Genomic DNA, 2,236 nt, shown 5'->3' on the forward strand with positions numbered 1-2,236 from the left:
CGTTTATCGCGGCGGGTATTATGGGGCTATCGCCCAATATTGCCGCTCGGCTTACCGATACCCTCGCACTCCCGATTTTCTTGGCAACTATGTCGGCTTCCGGTTGGTCATGCCGGTGGGAAACTGAACAAAATATACTTGCCTTTTTTTCGATAATCCAATGGATAAATTAGAATGCTAGGCGATAACATGACTTGGAGAAAATGATGATCTCAAAAGTCAAAGTAAAACATTTTAAGCAATTTGAAGATCAGGAATTCATCTTATCCGATCATATCGTCCTTGCTGGCCCCAATAATTCCGGAAAGACATCCCTTCTGCAAGCGATTGTCGCTTGGCGGCTGGCTTTAACCAAATGGTTAATGGAACGTGGGGCGGGATCGAAAGCGAAAAAACGGCCAGGCGCTCCTATCACCCGTAAGGATTTTACGGCATTGCCATTGCGGGATATGAAATTGCTATGGACAAATACTGCCGTATCGCAAAAAAAGGATGAAGGACAGCCGGGCTATCCCAGAGTGATAGAAATTGCTATCGAAGGGAAAGAGGGCGCCGAGCGTTGGGAATTAGCCTTCGAATTTCGATATCAAAGCAGCGAACAAATCTATGTCAAACCTTCCGAAAAATATATTGATAACATTCCTACCCCTATTCAAGATTTTACTATCGTTCATGTTCCTCCTTTTTCCGGAATCGGAGCGGAAGAGACGCGCTACGATCGCCCCTATCAAGATTTATTGATTGGACAAGGAAAAGCGGGAGATATCTTGCGGAATTTACTCTTGGAAGTTTACCAACAAGAGGATAAAAGCTATTGGAATGAATTATGCCAGCAAATAGAAGAGATATTTGGATATCGATTGTCGCCGCCGGAATATGAAGGACGCCCTTATATTCTTTGCGAATATTTGAAAGGCGTCCCGCGAGGAAAAGGGAAAAACGGCTTTCCCCAATTGGATATCGCCAGCGCCGGCAGCGGTTTTCATCAAGTTTTATTGCTTTTGGCCTTTTTTTATGCCAGACCCGCCACGGTTTTTTTGCTCGATGAGCCGGACGCTCATCTTCATGTGATTCTGCAAAAGCAAATTTACGATATGTTAAGAAGCAAAGCCAGACAACGATCCTGCCAGTTGATTATCGCCACTCATTCCGAAGTATTGATCGACGCCACCAGCCCGGAAATGATCTTATCGTTTTATCAAAAACCTCACATCCTTATTTGCGAAGACGAACGCGATCAAGTTCGCGAATCCCTGAAACGCCTGACCGCCGCCGACATCTTGCGCGCCGAACTATCGCCGGGGATTTTGTATGTGGAAGGCGAGACCGATTTCAATTTGTTGAAAGCATGGGCCAATGTCCTAAATCACGATTTGAAAGACTGGTTTAATTCCAATCCTTTTTGGCATGACAATAAGGGATGCGATCCGAAAGAAGCAAAGGGACATTTTTTTGCTCTGCGAGGCGTCAAACCGGCTATGAAAGGATATCTTTTGCTGGATGGAGACAATCGCCGGATAAGCGATCATGATATGGGATGCGTGAATCTTGAAATTGGACGCTGGACAAGATACGAGGCGGAAAGTTATTTGTTGAATCCGCAAGTATTGATACGTTTCATTGAATCCAAAGGAATCCCATTGCTAAGTTCTATAGCGGAGGATTATCTTAAGGAAGAATTGCCCCCCATTATTTTACGCGAGCCATTGAAAGATCATGATTACTTTATATCCACGCCGGTAAGTAAAACGATATTGCCTCAATTTTTCAAGAAGGCAGAGATTTCCATAAGCAAGGCGGATTATTACCAAATCGCAGAAGAAATGCGTCCTGACGAAATCGTCCCGGAAGTGAAAGAAAAACTCGACGCCATTCAAGAGGCCTTTCAATATCGCAAAAAATAAACACGCTTGTTTCGCCTTACGCTATTGCAGAATCCATACCTGCGCGCTGCGCGGGGCGAGTTTTAGCGATCCACGCCAGCGTCCGCCTTCTTCCCGGATCAATTCGATTTTGCTTTTCCCGTCTTCGGAAGTAAGTTGACAGTTTTGGTTCTCCCCTTTGTCAATATGGCGGCGATCCATTTTTAGCTGGACTGTTCGTTCTTCGTCAGCGATATTGACAATGGCGATCTTGCGCGCATCCGTTGGAGTCCGCCAGGCGGAAGATAAAACGGCGGGTTGAGTTTGGAGAGTATTCTTACCGTCCCTCCAAGAGACCGTTCCTGCTCCTTCCA

The 2,236-nt window shown here is 45.6% G+C and carries 2 protein-coding genes; one reads left to right on the forward strand and one right to left on the reverse strand.

The window, feature by feature from the left end; translation table 11 throughout:
• Positions 1 to 203 precede the first annotated feature (203 nt).
• The gene (locus AB1656_15005; GenBank protein MEW6236691.1) at positions 204 to 1,904 is read left to right on the forward strand and encodes an AAA family ATPase; all 1,701 of its coding nucleotides are present in this window, start codon (positions 204 to 206) and stop codon (positions 1,902 to 1,904) included.
• Positions 1,905 to 1,925: 21 nt separating this feature from the next.
• On the opposite strand, the gene AB1656_15010 is transcribed toward AB1656_15005, so the two are convergent.
• On the reverse strand, positions 1,926 to 2,236 hold a 311-nt coding region (locus AB1656_15010), incomplete at its 5' end, for a hypothetical protein (GenBank protein ID MEW6236692.1).

It is taken from the genome of Candidatus Omnitrophota bacterium, from assembly GCA_040755155.1.
Taxonomy (GTDB): domain Bacteria; phylum Hinthialibacterota; class Hinthialibacteria; order Hinthialibacterales; family Hinthialibacteraceae; genus JBFMBP01.

What these genes read in the sequence shown, in the direction of transcription:
- AB1656_15005 (MEW6236691.1), top strand. Translation starts at nt 204, where the DNA reads ATGATGATCTCAAAAGTCAAAGTAAAACATTTTAAGCAATTTGAAGAT.